Below are 19,911 nucleotides of genomic sequence, written 5' to 3'. Positions count from 1 at the left end.
CCATTCCTTTTTCCGGTAACCGGCTTTCCTTAACGGAAGGCCGGTTATTTTCTTTCCGGAGATCGCACTTGCCCCTCCGGAACAATTCCTTTAATATTTGCGCCCGTGACTCAACCCGCCCACATTGCTCCCGCGAGCCAGTCCGTGGAAGGCATGTATGCCGACTACTTTCTGGATTACGCCTCGTACGTCATCCTGGAACGGGCCGTACCCAAGATCAATGACGGGTTCAAGCCCGTGCAGCGCCGCATCCTGCACGCCATGGACCGGCTGGACGACGGGCGCTATAGTAAAGTGGCGAACATCGTGGGGGACACGATGAAATTCCACCCGCACGGCGACCGCTCCATTGCGGACGCGCTGGTGGGGCTGGGACAGAAAGGGCTGCTCATTGACACGCAGGGGAACTGGGGCAACATCCTGACCGGGGATCCCGCGGCGGCCTCCCGCTACATTGAAGCGCGCTTCACCTCCTTCGCCCGTGAGGTCGTCTTCAGCCCCAAGGTCACGGAATGGCAGCTTTCCTATGACGGCAGGAACAAGGAGCCGGTCAGCCTTCCCGTCAAATTCCCCCTGCTCCTCGCCCAGGGAGCGGAAGGCATTGCCGTAGGCCTTTCCAGCAAAATTCTTCCCCACAATTTCAACGAACTGATTGAAGCCTCCATCGCGCACTTGCGCGGCCAGCCCTTCCAGCTTCTGCCGGACTTCCCGACCGGAGGCGTGATGGACGCCACCAACTACCGGGACGGGGAACGCGGCACAGGGCGCGTCCGCATCCGGGCGCGCATCCTCACGGAATCGAAGAAGCTTCTCCGCATCACGGAAATTCCGTTCGGGGTCACCACGGAAATCCTGATTGATACCATCGTCTCCGCCGCGGAAAAGGGGAAGATCAAAATAGCCCGCATCGAGGACAATACGGCCCAGCACGTGGACATCCTGGTGCATCTCCCGGCCGGAGTGGACCCGGAGCAGACCAGGAAAGCCCTGTTCGCCTTCTCCGCCTGCGAGGTCAGCATCTCCCCGAACGCCTGCGTCATCGTGGAGGAAAAGCCCCGGTTCATGTGCGTGAGCGACATCCTGCGCTACAACACGGACTCCACCAGGGAAATCCTGCGCCAGGAACAGGAAATACGCCTCAAGGAACTGAACGAGGCATGGCACCAGGCAAGCCTGGAAAAGATTTTCATTGAAAACCGCATTTACCTCTCCATTGAAGATTCCGAGACGTGGGAGGAAGTCCTCGGCACCATTGACCGGGAATTGCAGCCGTTTGCCGCCCAGCTGCGCGCGCCCATCACCAGGGACGACCTGGTGCGGCTGACGGAAATTAAAATCAAGCGCATCTCCAAGTTTGACGCGTTCAAGGCGGACCAGCACATCCGGCAGCTTGAAGCGGACATTGAACAGACGCAGAAGAATCTCAGCCAGCTCACCAAATTCACCATCCGCTGGTTTGAAGCCCTGCGCAAGAAGTACGGCGCAGCCTATCCCAGGAAAACGGAAATCTCCTCCTTCGGCTCCGTGGACCGCGCCCAGGTGGCCGTGGCCAATGAAACGCTGTATATTGACGAAGAAGGCTTCGCCGGGTACGGCGTCAAGAAGGGAAACCCCGTCTGCAAATGCTCCACGCTGGACGACGTGCTGGTCATCGACAGCACGGGCGTGCTCAAGATCGTGCGGATTCAGGACAAATTCTTCGCCGGTAAAAACCCCCTTTATATTTCCGTCATCAAGAAGGATGATGACCCCGTGTTCAACCTGATCTACCGGGACGGAAGGGACGGCCCCGTGTACGCCAAGCGCTTCCGCATAGGCGGTTTCACCAGGGACAAGGAATACCCGCTCACCCGCGGCGCGAAGGGAACGCGCATCTTCCACTTCTCCGTGCATGAAACGGAGGAAAACAGCTCCCAGATCAGCGTGAACGTCTATCTGAAGGCCGTGCTGAAGCTCCGCAACCTGGTCAGGCCCTTCCACTTCGCGGACCTGAGGATTAAAAACCGCGGGGTCCAAGGCAACATCATTACCAAACATCCGGTGGAGCGCGTCTCCCGCATCATGCCCCCGGCGAAAACCGGAGACGAGGAAACGGAGGAAGAAACGCCCTCCCCTTCCGCTGCCACGGAACAGGCGGAAAACACGTCCGTTCCGGATACGGAGACGCCGCAGGCCGGAACATCTCCCGGACCGGAGGAACCTCCTGCCGGACCGGCACTGGAGCAGGGCTCCCTGTTTGACTCCTGAAGCGGTTAAAATGAGGCGCGCCATGCCTGCCACCCCATTTTCGGCTTGCCACCATGGGCCATCTTCTGTAGATATGGGCCACCTCATTCACCACGCCGCTTTAGCTCAGTGGTAGAGCACCCGCCTTGTAAGCGGACGGTCGTCAGTTCAAATCTGACAAGCGGCTCCATTATAAACCCCTCAAGTTCACCGCTTGAGGGGTTTTCTTTTTCTTGCCAGGGAGAACCCAGTCCCACGTCAGGCCGCACGTCAAAACGGAAAAGGCCGTTCCCTCCGGATTTGTCCTGAAACGGGAATGCGCGGCATGCCGTTTCCGGTTACGCCCATCCTGAACCGGAAACGGAGCCAGGAGTTCATACTGCCCGCAGTATCCGGAACACGACGGGCCGCATTCATAAAAAAGCCCCCTGGCACAGAGGCCAAGGGGCGAAGTATCCTAACGTAAAGTCCTTTGACAGTGGCACCATTCCCAACGGGACGCAAGACTTAATCATCCTTTTTGCGCATAATAAATTCCGGGTGCACCGAAGCAGTCGCGGAAACCCCCTGTGCCATGCTTCGGAGAGGAGCGCCACTTTCCTGAATGGCTCCCAGAGTCCGGGGAATATCCGGAAACGATTCCACGGCGTCTTTAATGCCGCCAATCTCCGGAAATGGAAGGAATCACTATCCCTCACCGGGTTTTGTGAATTTCAGGCGTTATGCTTTTTGTTTTCAATGGTTCATGAATAGCCTAGGAATAAAGGGCCCAGCGCCGCCGGGGAAAGAACGGCACCCCCATACAGGGACGCATCAAACCGCTCCGGAGACGCCTCATTTATCCCCGGCAGCCGTGCATGCAGCTCAAGCGGCGGACCGTTCATTGATGGAAAACGGCAGGTCAAAAAGCCATTCCCCCCTTGAAGACGCATTCATTGCAGGTCCGCCGAACCTCCACCATTATTGGAACCTATGAATACTACAGAAAAAAAGATGGCTGCGGCCATTCTCCGCTTTGAAGACGATCGCGTCACCGGGCCGGCCTCCCTGCGCGTTTCCCGCCTTCCTGCCGCTGACAAGGGCGGCAAGTGGGAAATCTGCGGCATCTGCGACGGCTTTGAACCCGCCGTATTCAACCGCCTCAAAGCCTTGCTTGACGCCGGAAAACAGGAAGAAGCCTGGGAAGGCTGTCTTCAATATATTCTGGACAATACCGCCGCCGTCCGTTCCTGGATTGGTTCTGACGCCCATCCGGGCATTGAGTTCTTCCTGCGGGACCATTATTTCAATTCCGGCAGCAAGAACACCGGGAAGATATTGCAGCGAGCCTTGAACGACCACGGCGCCGGAATTGCCGTGGACGGCATTCCCGGAAAACAAACCCGGCAAACGCTGCAAACCGTTCTTGCAGAATCCGGAGAACGCAAACTCCTTGACAGCCTTTACGAGCGACGCGAGTCGTTTTATTGTTCATGCAGGCAGTTCAGCACCTTCGGTAATGGCTGGCGGAACCGTTGTAAAAATGCCTACGAGTTCGCCGCCGCCCTGGCCTAGCAGGACTTTCACCAGAAATGCCGCGAACCGGGAAACGGCCGGCGCCTTTGAATGCCTAGAATGCTTTCATCAGGGCGTCCTCCAGCATGCAACAAAAGCATCCATGCGGTTTTCCGCATGGATGCTTCCGTTTCTTCAACAGGGTCAGGAGAGCGGTCCGGCAACCGCAGACGCCGCCAGCAGGCGGCAGAACCGGGAAGAAGACAACTTCATCAGCCGCCCGTCCCCGCGCTTGCCATGCTGGGTCAGAATCCATGGCAGGGAAAGAATTTCCCGTTCATAAGTCAACAGTTCCCGCACCTCTCCCGCCAGAAAATGGAGATGCCAGGCGTCGCACCGTTCCGGTTCAAACCGGCAGCGGACATCGATAATCCTGCCGAAAGGAGCGGAGGAATCCACCCGGCGCGCCATCAGGACAAGCTCCGGGGTACGGACATAGACATCCTGGCAGCGCCCATCCTCATCCATCTCTTCTTCCCTCCTGCCCGCAGCCAGATAATAGGCGGCGGCGGCTGATAAAGCGTTCATGCCATCCCCCTTTCGCCACAGGCCATTCACTTCCGCAATTCCCGCCGGGACAGCTCATGCAGAACCGCTTGTCCCGGCAGGTTGCGGACCGGACGGCACGGAATCATTTGCCTTTCCGGATTCTCTGGATCACAGGCTGTACCTCCGTCTCCGGCTGGGCCTGGGAATAGGACAGGCGCCCCGGTTCCAGCACCAGGCAGGCGCCATCCCTGCATATCTCCGTCCGCTCCGCAGTCACGTCTATGGTATGCCCGCAGCCGGAAAGGAGGGAGGACGCCGCATAGGCCGCTCCCGCCAGGACCACCCACAGGAGGCGTTCCCACCACGTCAATCCGGGCCGGTACTTGCTTTTCTCATAGGCGTTTTTCATGCCCTGCTTTCCCGCTTCCAGAGCGGCTTTCTTTTGTTCTTCCGTCAGATTGAGCTTCATCGGCGGGCGGGGGCAAGGGGTTCAAGGAATTCAGGTGCGCGCTGCGCCGCAGCGGTTCCGCAGGGAAAGCCCGCGCCATGGCAGGATTGTTCATTGCTGTTCATCTCGTTCATTTGTTGGTTCATGGCCTTGAAACGCCCCCTGCCCTGCACGGGACAGGATATCCGCAGCCTGCCGGAAACCAGCGCGGCGGCAGCGGGCCGTTCAAGGCACCGCCATCTTTGACCTGCCCGCGGGGTGGGGCGCAACACGCCTGACACGTCCGGGAACATGGAGGATGAAACCGGCCGCACAAGCGGGAATTTCCGCTGCGGATAACAAATACCCTGTTGAAAACGGAACCGGTTCATGCTAGTTTCTTCCCTGCTATGGCAAAACCGGCTCTGGGGAAAGGCTTTGACGCCCTTATCAATCAAAATCTGTCTCGTGAATCCTTGGCGGCTCCCCAGGCGGGAGACGTTGTGCATCAATTATCCCATGCCTCCATTATTCCCAGCTCCCTCCAGCCGCGCGCCATCTTTACCCCGGAACAACTGGCGGAGCTGGTGGACTCCATCAAGGAGCACGGCATCATCCAGCCGCTGATCGTCCGGAAAACGGAAAGCGGCAAGTATGAGCTCATTGCCGGGGAAAGGCGCTGGCGCGCTTCCGGCATCCTGGGCCTGTCCACCGTGCCCGCCATCATCCGGAAGGCTTCCGACAAGGACGTGCTGGAGCTGGCGCTGATTGAAAACCTCCAGCGTGAAAACCTCAGCCCGCTGGAAGAGGCCTCCGGCTACATGCGCCTGAAAACGGAATTCCGCATGAAGCAGGGGGACATCGCCAAGCGGGTAGGCAAATCCCGCGCCGCCGTAGCCAACAGCATGCGGCTTCTGGATCTTCCCCAGGCGGTCCAGGACATGCTGGGCAACGCCTTCATCAGCGTGGGACATGCCAAGGTGCTCCTGTCCCTCAAGAACCAGGACCAGCAAATCCAGCTCGGGCGCGACATCGTCAACAAGGGCTACACCGTGCGCCAGACGGAGAAAGCCATCCAGAAGCTTCTCAATCCTCCGGAACCGGCGGCTCCGCCAGAAAGCCCTCCTCCCCGCAGTACAAGAAGATTTCCAGCGTGCTCGCCAAACAATTCGGCACGCCGGTAAATATTTCCGGACAGGGAAGCCGGGGCTCCATTGAGATCACCTTTTCCAGCAAGGCCGAATTCGTCCGCATTCTTGAACTTCTGGGCCAGGATGAATGGTCCGCTTCCAAGTAAACCTTCCACTCCGTCTTTTTCCCATGACGCCCCGCATCGGACTCATCCTGCTCACGGCCCTGCTGATGCAGTGCGGAAATCCCGTGGAAACGCCCCTTCCGGGTGCGGAAACCATTCCCGCCCGGCTCCAGGAAACAACCCACTTCAACGGAGGAAACGCCATGTTCCACGCCGCCCGGATGACGGAGATGGGGGACCGGGGTTCCGGCACTCCAGGCTACCGCCAGCAACTGGACTACCTGAAGAAGGAACTGGCCAAACACGGCTGGACCTGCCAGGAGCAATCCTTTGAACAGGAAACGTCCAAGGGCCCCATCCAGTTCGTCAACCTGCGGGCCCGGTTTGGCAAGGCGCCGGATTTCCAGGCTCCGGTCCGGGGACTGCTGACCTGCCATATCGACACCAAGCAGGGCATTGCCGGCTTCACCGGGGCCAATGACGGGGCTTCCGGCGCAGCGGCCATTCTGGAAACGGCCCGCATCCTGGCCGGGGAACCCGCGCGCGCCGGGGAATTGGAGCTGGTGTTTTTTGACGGAGAAGAGAGCTTTGCGGAACACATGGACAGTGACGACGGCCTGTACGGCTCCAAGCACTATGCCGCCGCCATGCGGAAGCCGCTGCCCAAGTGGATGATCAACCTGGACATGGTGGGGCGGCAGGGAAAAAAGATACGCATCCCGGTCATGACGCCCCAGTCCATGTACCGGGTTTATTCCCGCGCCATTCGTGAACTGGGCTATTCACCGGAGGAATGGGGGGTCTCCGGCTACGCCATTCTGGACGACCACGTCCCCTTCATGGACCTCGGCATGGATACGCTGAACATCATCGACGATTTTCAGGACGGCAACTGGTGGCACACGTCCAAGGACAACATAGGCATTCTGGGTGAGAAATCCTTCAAGCAAACCGGAGAAATGACCCTGCATATCCTCCGCCAGCTGCTGCCCGACCCGCCCTCTACCTGACAACCAGGCCTGAATCCCCAACTACCCCTATCCTCCCATGTCCTTCACCTCTCCCTGGCTGCTATGGGCCCTCTTTGCAGCCTCCATTCCCATCATCATTCACCTGGTCAACAGGTGGCGGCACCGCTCCGTCCATTGGGCGGCCATGGAATTCCTGCTCCGCGCCGCCAGGGAAACCCGCGGGACGAAAAAACTGCTGCACTACCTGATTCTGGCGTTGCGCGTCCTGGCCGTGGCGGCGCTGGTGACGGCCTTTGCGCGGCCCCTGCTCAGCAGCTTCTTCGGCTGGGGGAGTTCCGGACTGAATGAAGTCCTGCTGGTTCTGGACCGTTCCGCCTCCATGGACGCACGGCCGGACAAAACCAACTCCCTGCGGGACGCCATCCCGCCGCTGGTGGAATCCACCTTTGCGCAGCTTGGCCACTGCCGCCTGTCCCTGCTTGATTCCGCCACCGGAACCGTCACCCAGATTCCCGCCCCGGAAGCCCTGGCGGACCTGACCGTCAGCAAAACCACGGACGGCGGCGCAGACATTCCGGCCCTGCTGCAAAAAGCCATCCCGTATCTGGAGGAGTCCGGTTCCGGAAAGACGGAAATCTGGATTGCCTCAGACATGCAGGCCTCCTCCTGGAGGCCGGATTCCCCCTCTGGCCCGGCGTGCGCCAGCGGCTGGCCGCTCTGGCCATTCCCCCCTCCATCCGCATCATGGCCCTCCGCGACAGGCCGGAAAGCAACCGCGGCATCAGGGTCAGGCAGGCCCAGGTGAGCAACGGCAGGCTGGTGCTGGACCTGGAGGTGCTGCGCCAGGGTTTCAACCCCAACCAGCCGGAGGACGTGCCGGTACACCTTTCCGTGGATAATGCCGCCGCCTCCGCCACGCTGCAACTGGCCGGGGAAAGCACCGCCATCAGGAAGGAAATTCCGCTGCCGCAGGGGAAGGAATCCGGCTTCGGCTTCGTTTCCCTGCCTCATGACGACTTCACCAGGGATGACATTTCCTTCTTCACCTTCGCCCCCCGACCCCTCGCCAACATCCTGATCTGCGGCCCTTCCGGAGAAGTGGGGAAAACCCTCTCCCTGATGTCCGCCCCTCCCGGCCTGCCCAACAGGAAGGCCACGATGCCCGGCAACACGCGGGCGGCGCAGGCCGCTCTGGCCTCCCAGTCCATGGTCGCCTGGTACGGACCGCCGCCGCGCGCGGAAATGGAAGAAAAGCTACTGGCCTTTATTGAAGAAGGGGGAATCGTCCTCTTCCTGCCGGACGATACGGCCCACGGCACGCGGCATCCGTTCCTGGGCGTCTCCTGGGGAGCGATGGAAACGGCCCCGCCCGAGGAGTACTACCGCCTGGAAACATGGGACCGCCAGCGCGGCTTCCTCCGGGACGGTTCCGACCAGGCGGCCATTCCCGCCAACCGGCTCCGCGCCGTGCGCCGGAAGCCCCTGCTGGGCAAATACCGCACCCTGGCCTCCTGGGATGACGGCACCTGCGCCCTGGCCCAGGTCAGGGCCGGAACGGGTTCCGCCCTGTTCCTGGGGACTCTGCCCAGATATTCCTGGTCCAACCTGGCGGACGGCCACCTGCTGCTCCCCCTGCTCCAGCGCATGGCGGACCGCGGGGCGGAACGCTTCTCCACTTCCATCTCCCTCCGGGTGAATGACCCGGCCCTGCCGCAATCCGCCACGGACATCCCCGTGCGCATGGACAACGCCCAGGGCAGCCACCCCTCCGGCTCTCCGGCGGACACGGCAGGCGTGTACCGCCTGGGAGCGCAGACCTATGCCGTGAACCGCCCCTGGTCGGAAGACAATCCGGACCAGATTACGGATGAAAAGCTCCGCCTCCTTCTGCCGGAGGCCTCCATCAGCTCCATGCAGAGCACGGCGGAAACGCCCTCCCTGGTGCAGGAGGCCTGGAAACTCTTTCTCATCATTTCCCTCGCCTGCCTGTTGCTGGAAGCTTTCCTGTGCCTGCCCAGGCACACGGCCAAACGCCCCTCCCCCACCATCCGCCCATGAGCCTGAGCCTTCAACCTACCGCTTTAAGCGTCCTCCTGGCCGTCCTGGTCATGGCGGCCGGCGTCTGGATGAGCCGCACCGCCTGCAAACGCAACCGCCGTCCGCTGACGTTCAAGCTGGAACTCCTGCGCCTGGTGATTCTGGGGGCCATCTGCTTCCTGCTCTTCCAGCCGGAATGGGTCGTCACCTCAGCCCCGCAGGAGAAGCCCAAGGTCTCCATCCTGGAGGACCGCTCCGGCTCCATGGAAACGCAGGACGTGGAAATCACCCCCCAGCACGTCGTTACCCGCACGGCCTACGCGCAGGAGCTGATCAAGGGCAACAGCACGGAATCCCTGAAAGACACGCACGTGGTGGAATCCGCCGCCTTCGGCTCCCCCCTCCGCCGGATTCCCCGGATTACGCCATGGCCTGCACGGACCTGGCCAAGCCGCTGGAGGACGCCATGCAATCCTCGGACAACCTGCGGGCGGTCATCATGTTCACGGACGGCGGCCACAACGCCTCCTCCTCCGTGCTGACGCAGGCCCAGCGCATGCGCACCAGGGGCATTCCCCTCTTCATCATTCCCGCCGGCAGTCCGTACCCCCTGCCCGACCTGGCCCTCCAGGACGTGAAAGCCCCCACCTACGGCATCATCGGGGAGACGGTGCAGATCCCCTTCACCATTAAAAGCACGCTGGGCAAGGAAACGCGCACCACGCTCACCCTGGCCTCCAGGGACACCGGAAAAACCGTCACCCGCACGGTCACCATTCCGGCCCAGGGGGAAGTGTCCGACGCCGTCCTGTGGAAGATAGAAAAGGAAGGGGCGGAAACGCTGGAGCTCAAGCTCCCCGTCCAGCCCCAGGAACGGATGCACAACAACAACGCCTCCTCCTTCAGCATCGCCGGCAGGAGGGAATCCATCAAGGTGCTGGTGATCGACACGCTGCCGCGCTGGGAGTACCGCTTCATCCGGAACGCCCTGTACCGCGACCCGGGCGTGGACGTGCATACCCTGCTCTTTCACCCGGGGCTGGAGGAAATGGGGGAAGGCCCCGGCTACCTGGTCAAATTCCCGGACAGGATGGAAGACCTGGCCCAGTATGACGTCATCTTCATCGGAGACGTGGGGCTGGGCCCCAAGGGGCTGACGGAGGAACAGGCCGCCCTGCTCAAGGGCATGGTGAAAAACCAGGCCAGCGGCATCGTCTTCCTGCCCGGCTACCAGGGCAAGCAGATGGAACTCCTAAAATCCGAGCTGGGAGACCTGATGCCCGTCACGTTCCTCACCGCCAAGCCGGAGGGAACCACCCAGCCAGCCCCCTCCCCCTCATCCTGACGCCGGAGGGGCGCGGCTCCCTCCTTACCATGCTGGCGGATACGGAGGGTGAAAACGAGGAAGTGTGGCGCAACCTGCCGGGCTTCAACTGGTACGCCCCGGTGGAACGGCCCAAGGCCGGAACCACCGTCCTGGCCGTGCATGCGGCGGACAAAAACGCCTACGGCCGCATTCCCCTCATCGTCACCCAGTCCTACGGCAACGGAAAAGTCCTCTTCATGGGGACGGACTCCGCCTGGCGCTGGCGGCGCGGCGTGGAGGACAAATACCACTACCGCTTCTGGAGCCAGGTGGCCCGCTGGATGAGTTACCAGCGCAATATGGCCGCCGGGGAAAGAATCCGCCTGATTCCCAACCCGGAACGCCCCCGCCTGGGGGATACGCTGACCGTCAACGCCATGGTCTCCGACAAACTGGGGGCGCCTCTCCAGAACGGGGAAGTCTTCCTGGACATCACCGCCCCGGAAGGCACCGCCAGCCGCGTGCAGATGGACAACATGGACCACACCTGGGGTTCTTTCACCGCCTCCGTCAAAATCAACCGCCCCGGCACCTGGAAGCTGACCGCTTCATCCTCCGCGGAACCGGACAAATCCGTCACGCTCCCGGTCATCACCATGGGCGAGACGCTGGAAAAAACCGGCCAGCCCGTCAATACCGCCCTGATGGAGGAAATGACCTCCATCACGCGCGGACGCATGGTGAAGGCGGAAGAAATACAGCAGCTCATCAAGGAAATCAAGGAGCTGCCCGTGCCGCCGCCCATGGAAACGCGCATCCTGCTCTGGTGCAGCCCGTACACGCTCGCGGCCCTTCTCTTCCTGCTCACCCTGTTCTGGATAGGCAGAAAGCTCAACGGCACCATCTGACCCGGTGCGCTCCGGATTTTCCGGAAACCGGAGGCTTTTCCACCCCTCCTTCCGTCATTTCTCCGCCGCCTTTTTCCCGTCCGCAGCGGAAGGGGCGGACGGTGAAAACTTCAGCTTCACGCCCAGTTTTTTCCAGGCTGCGGCCATTTCCCGCTCCACCTCTTCCGGAGCCTTCCCGTCCAGCAGAACGGCGTGCGCCCCGTTGACGTCCTCCGCATCCCAGGCTTCCAGGTAACGCCTGAGGCGTTCCGCCTTGCCGTCCCCTTCCAGATGGCACCAGTACACCGTCCATAACAAATCGGCCCAGTACCGGGACGCGTCCCCCTTTGAAGGGAGGCCATGGCCTGCGGCGGAATGAACGGAATCCCGCGCCAGCAGGTCCGCCAGGGCAGGCAGCGGCTCCCTGCCCGTGCGCACGGCGCGGGGAAGCATGGCAGCCAGCCTTCCCGGAAGCTTCCGGAATACCATCGCCTCCTTCTCCATGGGAAGAAAAGCCATGTACGCGGAAAAACCGTCCACCAGCCAGTGTTCCAGGTCCATGGACTGCGCCACCCAGTGGGTGACGGCAAAGCGCGGATCCACCGCGTCCAGCTTCAGCGGCTTTCCCTTTTTATCCCGCAGCAGCAGGGCCGTAAAACTGGTGGGGGAAAACTTGAGCCTCCCGTTCCGCAGGCCCGGCGCCTTGTTGAAATCCTCTTCCTGAAAACATACCCTCACCAGATACTTGCGGGAGGGGCGGCGGGCCACCGCCAGATTCATGGGAACGGCCGCCAGGGCGGACAGAATGGTTTCAAAACGCCGCGCCAGGGCCATGCGTTCCGTTTCCGGCAATTTTCCGGGGGACTCAATGACGAAATGGTCCGTTTCATACACGCTCAGCTCATCCGTCTCCTGCACGGCCTTCACCAGCAGATAGCCGGGCGCGGCCGCCCTTTCCGGCCACGGAGCGTCCCAATTCGGCTCCAGGGGAACGTAACGTCCGCCGGACGCACCCTGCGCCGGAGGGTTCTCCGCCCCCACATCCGTATCCGGAAGCGTGCCGCCGGACTTCACCCATTCCAGGATATACGCCTGGTCGGCGCCGGAAAAAACGTTCTTGGGAACGGCTACTATCCGGCCGTCCTGAAGCTTCAGGTCCACCTCCGCATCACGGACGGCCACCAGCACGGCTACGACGGTAGCGCCCCGGTCATTCGTCCAGATGCGCGCCTGAACGCTTCCGGCCAGGCTCAGTCCTGTCAATACGGACAGTATCTTTACGGGCACGGTCATAGGGCTCCCTTTGTCCGCACAAGCTACCACATTGTCCCGCGGACGCAATCCTTTTTCCGTCCACCCTTGCTCCGCCGGAACCCGTTCCGCCAAAAGAACATGGAGCGGCTCCGCGTCATGGCTTTCCTCCGGAGGGGTTGACACGTCCCAGTAAAACCCATAATCTTATGGAAGAAAGGAAAAGCAGGCATGCACATCAGTCCCCTCAGAAAAAACATTCCGCTGACCGTCGTCACCCTGGCGGCCCTGGGCATCATGCTCTTCCTGTTCTTCATGCACCCCTCCACCCCGGAGGAATCCCTGGAATTCTACACGCCGGACGGCAACGGCGTAGGCTCCTTCCGGGTGGAAATCACGGACATGCCGTCCAACCCCGCCTATACGGAAGTGAAGATCATCCCGGAGGACATGGAGCCCTTCCAGCGGTTCATGTCCAAATTCCGCAACAAGCCCGTCACGGCCAAAATCCCCTCCTACGGCAGCCATGTAGTCGTTCCTGGCCGGGACATGCAGTGCGACGGAGTCCTGCGCCTGGCCGGGCATTGACCGGCAAGCGGAGGCTGCCTTACAGCTTGTCTCCCTTTCCCACGTCCTTCGCCCACTTCCGGGCCAGGAAGGAACAGACCATCAGCTGGAGCTGGTGGAAAACCATGATGGGAATCACCAGCAGCCCGATGGGCGCTCCGGCAAAAATCACGTTCATCATCGGGATGCCGGTGGCCAGGCTCTTCTTGGAGCCGCAGAAAATAATCGCGATGCGGTCCTCCCGGGAGAAATGCAACTTGCGGGAAAGGAAGGCCGTCAGCCACAGGGCCGCGGCCAGCAGAATGCCGCAGAAGACAAGCACCTCCACCAGGGAGAGCCAGGGCAGGTTCTTCCACACGCCGTTAATCATCGCATGGCTGAACGCCGTGTAAATCACCAGCCAGATCGTGCTGTGGTCCGTCCAGGAAGTAATGTTCCGGTGCGTGACCACCCATTTGCCGATCCAGCGCTGGGCAACCTGCCCGGTCACAAAGGGCACCAGAATAATATAGCAGATGTTCAGGAAGGTGGAAAAATCCACGCCTCCCTCCCCTCCGCGGGACCACACCAGCCCCACCAGCAGAGGCGTGAGGAACACTCCCAGCAGACTGGAAACGGAGGCGGAGCAGATGGCCGCGGCCACGTTCCCGCCCGCCATGGAGGTGAACGCTATGCTGGACTGCACCGTGGAAGGCAGCATGCACACGTACAGCATGCCCATGCACAAATCCGGCCCCAGCACGCTGTTCCACAGCGGCATGCTCAGAATGCCCAGCAGGGGGAAAATCACGAAGGTGCTTGCAGCCACCAGGCCCTGGAGGCGCCAGTGCATCAGCCCCTCCCACACGGAGCGGCGGGAAAGCTTGGCCCCGTACAGGAAAAAGAGCAGGATGATGGCCGCATCGCTCAAGCGGCTGAACACCGTATCCCACACGCCGGAACAGGGAATCAGAATCCCCGCGCTCACGCTGACGATGAGGCCGACGGTAAAGCGGTCCAATTTGGAAAGGAATCCCAGCATGGAGGAAGGAAGAAAGGTGAATGCCGTTTCCGGCTCCCTACTTGAAGCGCACGGCGTGCTTCTTGCTCAGGCGCAGAACGCTGCCGGGGGCCAGCTCCGGCACGGCGGCGGGGTCCGTCACCTTGGCGTCGTTCAACTGGATGGCGCCGGGCGTGAAATGCTCCTTGCGCAAAACGCCGTTGGACTTCTTCACCTGGAAAACGTTCTCAAAAAGGAAGGCCACCAGGGCCAGCGCATTCATGCCGGCAGGCAGGGAGGCGATTTCCACTTCCGGCAAATCCGCGGCGGCCAGGTCCCTCTTGGAGAAACGGGTTTCCCAGTCCGCGCGGGCGGCGTCCGCGGCGGCGGAGTCGTGATAGCGGGCCGTAATCTTCCAGGCCAGCAGCTTCTTGGCTTCCATCGGGTGCAGACCCATGTCCCGCTTCTCGCCCAGCAGCACCTGGTAATAGCGGTCCATCAGCTCGTCGCTGGCGCTCATCATCTTGCCGAACATCATTTCCGGCGCTTCGTCCACGCCCACGTAATTCCCGTAGGACTTGGACATCTTGCGCACGCCGTCCAGGCCTTCCAGCAGGGGCATCGTCATGGCAATCTGGGGCAGCATGCCCTCCTCCTTCTGGAGGTCGCGCCCTACCAGGATGTTGAAAAGCTGGTCCGTGCCGCCCAGTTCCACGTCCGACCGGATTTCTACGGAATCCCAGCCCTGCATGATCGGGTACTGCATTTCGTGCAGGCGCACCTCCTTGCCGCCCTCCACGCGGGCCTTGAAATCCTCCCGGGCCAGCATTTGCTGCATGGTCACGCGGGAATTGAGCTTCAGCACTTCCTCATACGTCATCTTGCGGAACCAGTCCCCGTTGTAGACGATCTCCGTCCTGTCCCGGTCCAGAATCTTGAACGCCTGCTTGGTGTACGTCTCCGCATTCTCCAGCACCTGTTCACGGGAAAGAGGGGGCCGCGTGACGGAACGGCCGGAGGGATCCCCGATGGTGGCCGTGAAATCCCCGATGAGCAAAATGGCCTGGTGGCCCAGTTCCTGGAACTGGCGCAGTTTTTCAATAGCCACGGTATGGCCCAGGTGAATATCCGGCGCGGTGGGGTCCACCCCCAGCTTCACGCGCAGGGGACGGCCCAGCTTGAGGCGCTCCTTCAACTCTTCACGGCTGATCACGACGGCGGTACCGCCCATCAATATGTCTAATTGCTCATCTATAGTCATTGATCTGGCGCATAGAGTGCCGGGGGCACCGCGCCTTTTCAAGCTTATATCCTGTGCGCGAAGCATCAGGCCCGGCAAAGGGCCCTCCGGAGCCCGTGCCGGTACCGGGAAGCGGGCGGCCCGGAGGTGGTATCCGTGCCACGCAGGGAACGGCATGCCAAAACTGCGTCCCTTCACACGCCCTTCCCGCCAACGCCGCTCCATGGTTTACGCTGCCCTTTTCCGCAAGCGGCGGCGTTCCTGCGGAACCGCAAAAACTACATGAGCTGGTACAGGCGGGGATAGGAAGCCTGATTGGCGGTCACGTAATGCGGGCGGGGCTTGGGACCCGGCCTGTTCTGCCCGTGATGCCAGCCGTTGTTATAATCATTATGGTTATAATGGTGCGACGGACCGGGGCGGTAATAATCATTATTATTATGGCGATGGTGGCAGCCTGCGGCCAGGACGGCTACGGCTGCTGCTGCAAGAATAGGTATTATTTTCATATTCATCTTTCTAAATGGTAAGACCACCCTGAAAGAGGAATGCGAACGAAAAAAGTCTGTCACCCGAGCAAACGCTCCCTATTGACAAAGAAAACGGCCCCCAGCACGCATAAAAAAGCCCACAGGTAGTCCCACTTCCATTTCTCCCCGATGTAGAACAGGGCGAAGGGGATGAACACGCACAGGGTGATCACCTCCTGCATGATCTTGAGCTGGGCCACGTTAAGGCCTCCCGCATTGCCCAGGCGGTTGGCGGGAATCATGAAGCAGTACTCGAAAAACGCCACGCCCCAGCTCATCAGGATAATCAGCAGCAGGGGCTTGTCGTCCGCCGCGGAACCCTTCTTCAAATGCCCGTACCACGCCCACGTCATAAAAACGTTGGAGACCACCAGCATGGAAATCGTTAAAGCAACCTTCATTGTCTTTTATTCAAAAGCGTCAATCCTTGGAAGACTTGGGGTCCAGGGCGTCACGCAGCCCGTCCCCCAGGAAATTCAGCGCCAGCAGGGTAGCGGAAAACAGCAGCGCCGGGAACAGGAGCAGTTCCGGGCTCACCTCCATGCGGTCCGCCCCCTCCTTGATCAGCGTGCCCCAGGAAGAATTGGGAGCCTTCACGCCCAGGCCCAGGAAGGACAGGACAGCCTCCAGCAGCATGATGCCGGGAACGGCCAGCGTCGTGTACACGATGACGGACCCGAACAAATTCGGCGCAATGTGGCGGAACAGAATCTTCATGTGCCCGATGCCCAGGGAGCGGGCCGCCTCCACGAACTCCTGCCCCTTCAGCTCCAGCGTCTGCGTGCGGACGATGCGCGCCAGCGTCAGCCAGCCCAGCGCGCCGATGGCGATGAAGAGGGGAATCAATCCGGTCATGGGACTCACCATCTCCACGGACCAGCCCGTGACGCCGGAAACCCACTGCGTCAGCTGCTGGGCGGGTTCCTCCACGGACAGGGAGAAAATAATCACCAGCACGATGAACGGCAGGGCGAAAAGCACGTCCACCAGGCGCATCATCAGGGCGTCCAGCCTGCCCCCGGCATAACCGGAAACCAGCCCGTACGTCACGCCGATGACCAGGGAAACGCCCGTGGCCACCACGCCCACCAGCAGGGAAATGCGGCCCCCGTACAGCACGCGCGCCAGCAGGTCCCGCCCGAGCTGGTCCGTGCCGAACCAGTACTGCCAGGAAGGACTTTCCGCAATGCGGGACAGGTCCTGCACATTCGGGTGCGGCAGCCACGGCAGCAGCGGACCCAGAAAACAGGCCGCCACAATCAGCGCCAGCGCCAGCAGGGAAAACATGGCCGCGCGGTTGCGCGAAAGCCGCAGAAAGGCGTCTCTCCACAGGGAGGAGCCCTGCTCCTCCATGCTGTTCCATTCCCTGTTCTTCATGACTCCGCCCTCAATCTGGGGTTGACGGCCATCTGCACCAGGTCCACGGCCAGGTTGGCCGCGACGATCAGGATGCCGTAAAACAGGACAAGCCCCTGGATCAGGAAATAATCCCGGTCCGTGGTGGCGTTCACGAAATGCTGGCCCATGCCGGGAACCTGGAAGCAGGTCTCCACTACAAAGGAGCCGGTAATCATGGCGGCAAAGGCCGGCCCCAGATAGGAAAGGGCCGGAATCAGGCCGCCGCGCAGGGCGTGCTTCCAGACCGTGCGGAAGGGGCCCGCCCCCTTGGCGCGGGCCGTCCTGATGAAATCCTGTCCCAGCACCTCAAGCATGCCTCCGCGCGTCAGGCGCGCTAGGTACGCGGCATTCACCAATCCCAGCGTCAGCGCAGGCAGCACCACGCAGCCGGGAGAATCCCATCCGGCAACGCTCAGGCCGGGCACATGCATGCCCAGCGCCACACCCAGCAGCGGAGCCACCACGAAGGCGGGAATACAGATGCCGGCCATGGAAACCAGCATCACCCACCAGTCCATCCACCGGTTCTTGTACAGGGCCGCCACGATCCCGGCGGGAATGCCCACCAGAATGGAAATCACCATGCCTATGACGCCAAGCTGGAGGGATACCGGGAATGACTGGCCGATCATGTCCGCCACGCTGATGCCCTCCTTCACCAGGGACGGCCCCAGGTCGCCATGGACCAGCATGTTCCACCAGTAGCGCCCGTACTGGACCAGGGAGCTCTGGTCCAGCCCGTAGCTGGTCTGGAGCTGCTGGAGGACGTGCTCCGGCAGCTTCTTCTCCCCCATGAAGGGGTGGCCCGGCAGCAGGCGTATCAGGAAAAACGTCACGGTCTCCAGCACCAGCAGGACCAGAAGCCCCTGCCCCAGGCGTTTCAAAATCATCCTGGTCAAGGCGCGGCCTCCTTCCCCTGCTCCCTGGGCGCGCCCAGGCTGATGTCTTCAAACAAATGGTTGTCCAGCAGCAGGGGATGCCATCCCCGCACCTCCGGACTCTTCAAATAGGACCGCCTGGCCCAGTACAGGGGAATCACCGGAGACTCCGAAAGCATCAGCGCTTCCGCACGGGCCAGCAGGGCCATGCGCTTCTCCTGGTCTCCCGTGGCGCGGCTCTCCGCCAGCAGGCGCTCATACTCCGGGCGGGACCAGCCCGTGTTGTTGTTCCCGGAGGCGGAGCTCCACAAATCCAGAAAACTGGACGGGTCCAGATAATCCCCGGACCAGGAGGAGGAACTGAAATCATACTGCATGGAATTCTGCGCGAACTTGTAGGCCGTCCATTCACAGGAACGGATATCCACGTGAACGCCCAGGTGCCTCTTCCACATGCCCTGGATGGCTTCCGCCATCGTCTTCTGCACCTCCCTGGACGTGGTCATCAACTCCAGCCGCGGAAACCCCTTTCCGCCGGGGAAACCCGCCTGCGCCAGCAGGGCGCGCGCCTTCTCCGGATTGAACTCCACCCCGTGCGGCGTCTTGTAGCCTGCGCCGTCCGGCGTAAAGCCGAAGCACGGCTGGCCGCCCCCGCACACCACGTCACGCACCAGGGTCTCCCGGTCCACGGCCAGGGAAAGGGCACGCCTGACGCGGGCGTCATCCAGCGGCGCGCGCGACGTATTTAGCCGGTAAAAAATAGTCACGTAATAATCATCCTGGCAGAAATCACCGCCGCCGCGCTCCCGCGCGTACGCCGTCATTTCCGGGGGAACGTTATTGGTGACATGGAGCTTGCCGTTGAAAAACATGCGGGTTTCCGTAAAGCCGTTCACGGTGGGTAGAAAACGGACCCCGTTCAGCCGGACGGAGGAGGCGTTCCGGTAGCGGGGATTGCGCCGCACCTCCACATAATCATTGAAACGGTGCTCCGCCATCAGAAAAGGACCATTCCCCACAGCCTTGCCGGGCCGCGTCCAGCCCCCCGTCCTGTCCAGCATGCCGCCGTGGGCTTCCACCGCATGGCGGGGAACCGGAAACCAGGTGCAATGAAGCAGCAGCAGGGGAAGCTGGGGCATCGGAGAACGCATTTCCAGCTCCAGGGTATGATTGTCCGCGGCGCGCACGCCCACACGGGCCTCCTCCCACAAATCCGGTCTTCCGGCCCGGACATCCTCCAGCATCCGGGCCGCGATTCTCCGCGCGCCTTCCTCCGGCATTCCGTCCGGCCACTCCATCCGGGAAATATCCTTCCGCAGCGCCTCCAGCTCCCGGGCGCCCATGCCGTCCAGCCTCTCCCAATCCACCCGTGCCAGAGCCTCTCCATCCAGCCCCGCTTCCCCGGCCAGCCGGGAACCGGGGCCGCACAGCAGCAGGCTGCGCCTGTTCCGGTTGTAAGCCTCCGCATTCTTCAGCGGATAAAGCATGTCCGCATACCTTCCGCCAAACTCCGGATGAAGCAGGCGGTGGTAGGCATAAACGAAATCATGGGCCGTCACCGGAACGCCGTCGCTCCACACGGCGTCCTTCCGCAGGGAAAAACACCACTTGTCCGCCTCCGGATTATGCGTCCAGGACTCCGCCACGGCTGGATGAAAAACGGCGTCATCCCTGGAATCCCCGCGCAGCAGCCCTTCCATCACGGCATTGATAATCTTGAAATCGGAAACGGAGGTGGCAATATGCGGATCAAAACTCTGCGGTTCCGCATTATTGCCCACAATCAGCACTCCTTCCTCCTGCGCCCGTTCCACGCTGGTACGCGTATCGCATCCGGCGAGCAGCAGCATCACACAGAACATCATGAACAGGCGCATGGCGGGATTCTGTCAGGTTTCCTTCCCCCGCGCAAGGCT

The 19,911-nt window shown here is 61.5% G+C and carries 21 protein-coding genes and 1 tRNA gene; 12 read left to right on the top strand and 10 right to left on the bottom strand.

The window, feature by feature from the left end:
* The first annotated feature begins 105 nt into the window (after nt 1-105).
* The 3 genes from PVA48_RS10600 (at nt 106) to PVA48_RS10590 (ending at nt 3,780) form a co-directional block, all read left to right on the top strand.
* On the top strand, nt 106-2,247 hold the full coding sequence (locus tag PVA48_RS10600; RefSeq protein ID WP_249853072.1) for a DNA gyrase/topoisomerase IV subunit A: 2,142 nt from the start codon (nt 106-108) through the stop codon (nt 2,245-2,247).
* Nucleotides 2,248-2,341: 94 nt separating this feature from the next.
* Nucleotides 2,342-2,416, top strand: a tRNA-Thr gene (locus PVA48_RS10595).
* 782 nt (nt 2,417-3,198) lie between these two features.
* Nucleotides 3,199-3,780: a putative peptidoglycan-binding domain-containing protein gene (locus PVA48_RS10590; RefSeq protein WP_249853073.1), complete on the top strand. Its 582-nt coding sequence runs from the start codon at nt 3,199-3,201 to the stop codon at nt 3,778-3,780.
* 144 nt (nt 3,781-3,924) lie between these two features.
* On the opposite strand, the gene PVA48_RS10585 is transcribed toward PVA48_RS10590, so the two are convergent.
* Together PVA48_RS10585 and PVA48_RS10580 are read right to left on the bottom strand one after the other, a co-directional pair.
* Nucleotides 3,925-4,308, bottom strand: a complete 384-nt coding sequence (locus PVA48_RS10585) for a hypothetical protein (protein ID WP_022397488.1) — start codon at nt 4,306-4,308, stop codon at nt 3,925-3,927.
* A 103-nt stretch (nt 4,309-4,411) separates the two neighbouring features.
* Nucleotides 4,412-4,738 (bottom strand): hypothetical protein, encoded by a 327-nt coding sequence (locus tag PVA48_RS10580; RefSeq protein ID WP_022397489.1) that lies wholly within the window; start codon nt 4,736-4,738, stop codon nt 4,412-4,414.
* Between the two features lie 368 nt (nt 4,739-5,106).
* Here PVA48_RS10580 and PVA48_RS10575 point away from each other — a divergent pair, with 368 nt between their 5' ends.
* Genes PVA48_RS10575 through PVA48_RS10540 form a run of 8 tightly spaced genes read left to right on the top strand, consistent with a single transcriptional unit; the run spans nt 5,107 to nt 11,173 of the window.
* Nucleotides 5,107-5,880: a ParB/RepB/Spo0J family partition protein gene (locus PVA48_RS10575; protein ID WP_423231714.1), complete on the top strand. Its 774-nt coding sequence runs from the start codon at nt 5,107-5,109 to the stop codon at nt 5,878-5,880.
* Nucleotides 5,850-5,993, top strand: coding sequence for a hypothetical protein (locus tag PVA48_RS10570; RefSeq protein WP_423231713.1), 144 nt, complete (start codon nt 5,850-5,852; stop codon nt 5,991-5,993). The genes PVA48_RS10575 and PVA48_RS10570 overlap by 31 nt, the downstream gene beginning before the upstream one ends.
* A gap of 23 nt (nt 5,994-6,016) precedes the next feature.
* Nucleotides 6,017-6,961: a M28 family metallopeptidase gene (locus PVA48_RS10565; protein ID WP_022397491.1), complete on the top strand. Its 945-nt coding sequence runs from the start codon at nt 6,017-6,019 to the stop codon at nt 6,959-6,961.
* A 37-nt stretch (nt 6,962-6,998) separates the two neighbouring features.
* A complete protein-coding gene (locus PVA48_RS10560; protein ID WP_423231712.1) occupies nt 6,999-7,727 on the top strand; it encodes a vWA domain-containing protein in 729 nt (242 codons plus the stop codon).
* Nucleotides 7,619-8,980, top strand: a complete 1,362-nt coding sequence (locus PVA48_RS10555; RefSeq protein ID WP_423231711.1) for a hypothetical protein — start codon at nt 7,619-7,621, stop codon at nt 8,978-8,980. Before PVA48_RS10560 ends, PVA48_RS10555 begins: the two co-directional genes overlap by 109 nt.
* Nucleotides 8,977-9,501: a hypothetical protein gene (locus PVA48_RS10550; RefSeq protein WP_423231710.1), complete on the top strand. Its 525-nt coding sequence runs from the start codon at nt 8,977-8,979 to the stop codon at nt 9,499-9,501. Before PVA48_RS10555 ends, PVA48_RS10550 begins: the two co-directional genes overlap by 4 nt.
* A complete protein-coding gene (locus tag PVA48_RS10545) occupies nt 9,387-10,304 on the top strand; it encodes a hypothetical protein (protein ID WP_423231709.1) in 918 nt (305 codons plus the stop codon). Before PVA48_RS10550 ends, PVA48_RS10545 begins: the two co-directional genes overlap by 115 nt.
* 29 nt (nt 10,305-10,333) lie before the next feature.
* Nucleotides 10,334-11,173 carry a hypothetical protein gene (locus tag PVA48_RS10540; protein WP_423231708.1) on the top strand — a complete coding sequence of 280 codons (840 nt, stop codon included), beginning with the start codon at nt 10,334-10,336 and terminating at the stop codon, nt 11,171-11,173.
* Between the two features lie 54 nt (nt 11,174-11,227).
* Here PVA48_RS10540 and PVA48_RS10535 read toward each other — a convergent pair whose 3' ends face one another.
* On the bottom strand, nt 11,228-12,589 hold the full coding sequence (locus PVA48_RS10535) for a hypothetical protein (protein ID WP_102749529.1): 1,362 nt from the start codon (nt 12,587-12,589) through the stop codon (nt 11,228-11,230).
* A 45-nt stretch (nt 12,590-12,634) separates the two neighbouring features.
* On the opposite strand from PVA48_RS10535, the gene PVA48_RS10530 reads away from it, so the two are divergent.
* Nucleotides 12,635-12,991, top strand: coding sequence for a hypothetical protein (locus tag PVA48_RS10530; protein ID WP_022397495.1), 357 nt, complete (start codon nt 12,635-12,637; stop codon nt 12,989-12,991).
* A 19-nt stretch (nt 12,992-13,010) separates the two neighbouring features.
* Here the strand turns inward: PVA48_RS10530 and PVA48_RS10525 are convergent, their stop codons facing one another.
* The 7 genes from PVA48_RS10525 to PVA48_RS10495 form a co-directional block, all read right to left on the bottom strand.
* Nucleotides 13,011-13,991, bottom strand: coding sequence for a bile acid:sodium symporter family protein (locus PVA48_RS10525; RefSeq protein ID WP_102729143.1), 981 nt, complete (start codon nt 13,989-13,991; stop codon nt 13,011-13,013).
* Between the two features lie 37 nt (nt 13,992-14,028).
* Nucleotides 14,029-15,210 carry a tyrosine--tRNA ligase gene (tyrS, locus tag PVA48_RS10520; RefSeq protein WP_102721061.1) on the bottom strand — a complete coding sequence of 394 codons (1,182 nt, stop codon included), beginning with the start codon at nt 15,208-15,210 and terminating at the stop codon, nt 14,029-14,031.
* Between the two features lie 257 nt (nt 15,211-15,467).
* Nucleotides 15,468-15,698 carry a hypothetical protein gene (locus PVA48_RS10515; RefSeq protein WP_146017944.1) on the bottom strand — a complete coding sequence of 77 codons (231 nt, stop codon included), beginning with the start codon at nt 15,696-15,698 and terminating at the stop codon, nt 15,468-15,470.
* A gap of 59 nt (nt 15,699-15,757) precedes the next feature.
* Nucleotides 15,758-16,120, bottom strand: coding sequence for a DMT family protein (locus PVA48_RS10510; RefSeq protein WP_102721059.1), 363 nt, complete (start codon nt 16,118-16,120; stop codon nt 15,758-15,760).
* Nucleotides 16,121-16,139: 19 nt separating this feature from the next.
* Nucleotides 16,140-17,096, bottom strand: a complete 957-nt coding sequence (locus tag PVA48_RS10505) for an ABC transporter permease (RefSeq protein ID WP_249853074.1) — start codon at nt 17,094-17,096, stop codon at nt 16,140-16,142.
* Nucleotides 17,093-18,007, bottom strand: coding sequence for an ABC transporter permease (locus PVA48_RS10500; protein ID WP_102729144.1), 915 nt, complete (start codon nt 18,005-18,007; stop codon nt 17,093-17,095). The genes PVA48_RS10505 and PVA48_RS10500 overlap by 4 nt, the downstream gene beginning before the upstream one ends.
* Nucleotides 18,008-18,012: 5 nt before the next feature.
* The gene (locus tag PVA48_RS10495; RefSeq protein WP_423231707.1) at nt 18,013-19,872 is read right to left on the bottom strand and encodes a peptide ABC transporter substrate-binding protein; all 1,860 of its coding nucleotides are present in this window, start codon (nt 19,870-19,872) and stop codon (nt 18,013-18,015) included.
* Nucleotides 19,873-19,911 lie beyond the last annotated feature (39 nt).

Origin of the sequence: Akkermansia sp. JRP_AM1 (assembly GCF_049262625.1) — a bacterium.
In the GTDB taxonomy this organism is placed as follows: Bacteria; Verrucomicrobiota; Verrucomicrobiia; order Verrucomicrobiales; family Akkermansiaceae; genus Akkermansia; species Akkermansia massiliensis.
Note: the sequence above shows the minus strand (reverse complement) of the source record. Positions and strands in the feature narration are given on the sequence as shown.

Excerpts from the sequence above, each read along its gene's own strand:
- PVA48_RS10590 (WP_249853073.1), top strand. The coding sequence starts at position 3,199 with ATGAATACTACAGAAAAAAAGATGGCTGCGGCCATTCTCCGCTTTGAA.
- PVA48_RS10585 (WP_022397488.1), bottom strand. The coding sequence starts at position 4,308 with ATGAACGCTTTATCAGCCGCCGCCGCCTATTATCTGGCTGCGGGCAGG.
- PVA48_RS10580 (WP_022397489.1), bottom strand. The coding sequence starts at position 4,738 with ATGAAGCTCAATCTGACGGAAGAACAAAAGAAAGCCGCTCTGGAAGCG.
- PVA48_RS10575 (WP_423231714.1), top strand. The coding sequence starts at position 5,107 with ATGGCAAAACCGGCTCTGGGGAAAGGCTTTGACGCCCTTATCAATCAA.
- PVA48_RS10565 (WP_022397491.1), top strand. The coding sequence starts at position 6,017 with ATGACGCCCCGCATCGGACTCATCCTGCTCACGGCCCTGCTGATGCAG.
- PVA48_RS10560 (WP_423231712.1), top strand. The coding sequence starts at position 6,999 with ATGTCCTTCACCTCTCCCTGGCTGCTATGGGCCCTCTTTGCAGCCTCC.
- PVA48_RS10550 (WP_423231710.1), top strand. The coding sequence starts at position 8,977 with ATGAGCCTGAGCCTTCAACCTACCGCTTTAAGCGTCCTCCTGGCCGTC.
- PVA48_RS10545 (WP_423231709.1), top strand. The coding sequence starts at position 9,387 with ATGGCCTGCACGGACCTGGCCAAGCCGCTGGAGGACGCCATGCAATCC.
- PVA48_RS10540 (WP_423231708.1), top strand. The coding sequence starts at position 10,334 with ATGCTGGCGGATACGGAGGGTGAAAACGAGGAAGTGTGGCGCAACCTG.
- PVA48_RS10530 (WP_022397495.1), top strand. The coding sequence starts at position 12,635 with ATGCACATCAGTCCCCTCAGAAAAAACATTCCGCTGACCGTCGTCACC.
- PVA48_RS10525 (WP_102729143.1), bottom strand. The coding sequence starts at position 13,991 with ATGCTGGGATTCCTTTCCAAATTGGACCGCTTTACCGTCGGCCTCATC.
- tyrS (WP_102721061.1), bottom strand. The coding sequence starts at position 15,210 with ATGACTATAGATGAGCAATTAGACATATTGATGGGCGGTACCGCCGTC.
- PVA48_RS10515 (WP_146017944.1), bottom strand. The coding sequence starts at position 15,698 with ATGAAAATAATACCTATTCTTGCAGCAGCAGCCGTAGCCGTCCTGGCC.
- PVA48_RS10510 (WP_102721059.1), bottom strand. The coding sequence starts at position 16,120 with ATGAAGGTTGCTTTAACGATTTCCATGCTGGTGGTCTCCAACGTTTTT.
- PVA48_RS10505 (WP_249853074.1), bottom strand. The coding sequence starts at position 17,096 with ATGAAGAACAGGGAATGGAACAGCATGGAGGAGCAGGGCTCCTCCCTG.
- PVA48_RS10500 (WP_102729144.1), bottom strand. The coding sequence starts at position 18,007 with ATGATTTTGAAACGCCTGGGGCAGGGGCTTCTGGTCCTGCTGGTGCTG.
- PVA48_RS10495 (WP_423231707.1), bottom strand. The coding sequence starts at position 19,872 with ATGCGCCTGTTCATGATGTTCTGTGTGATGCTGCTGCTCGCCGGATGC.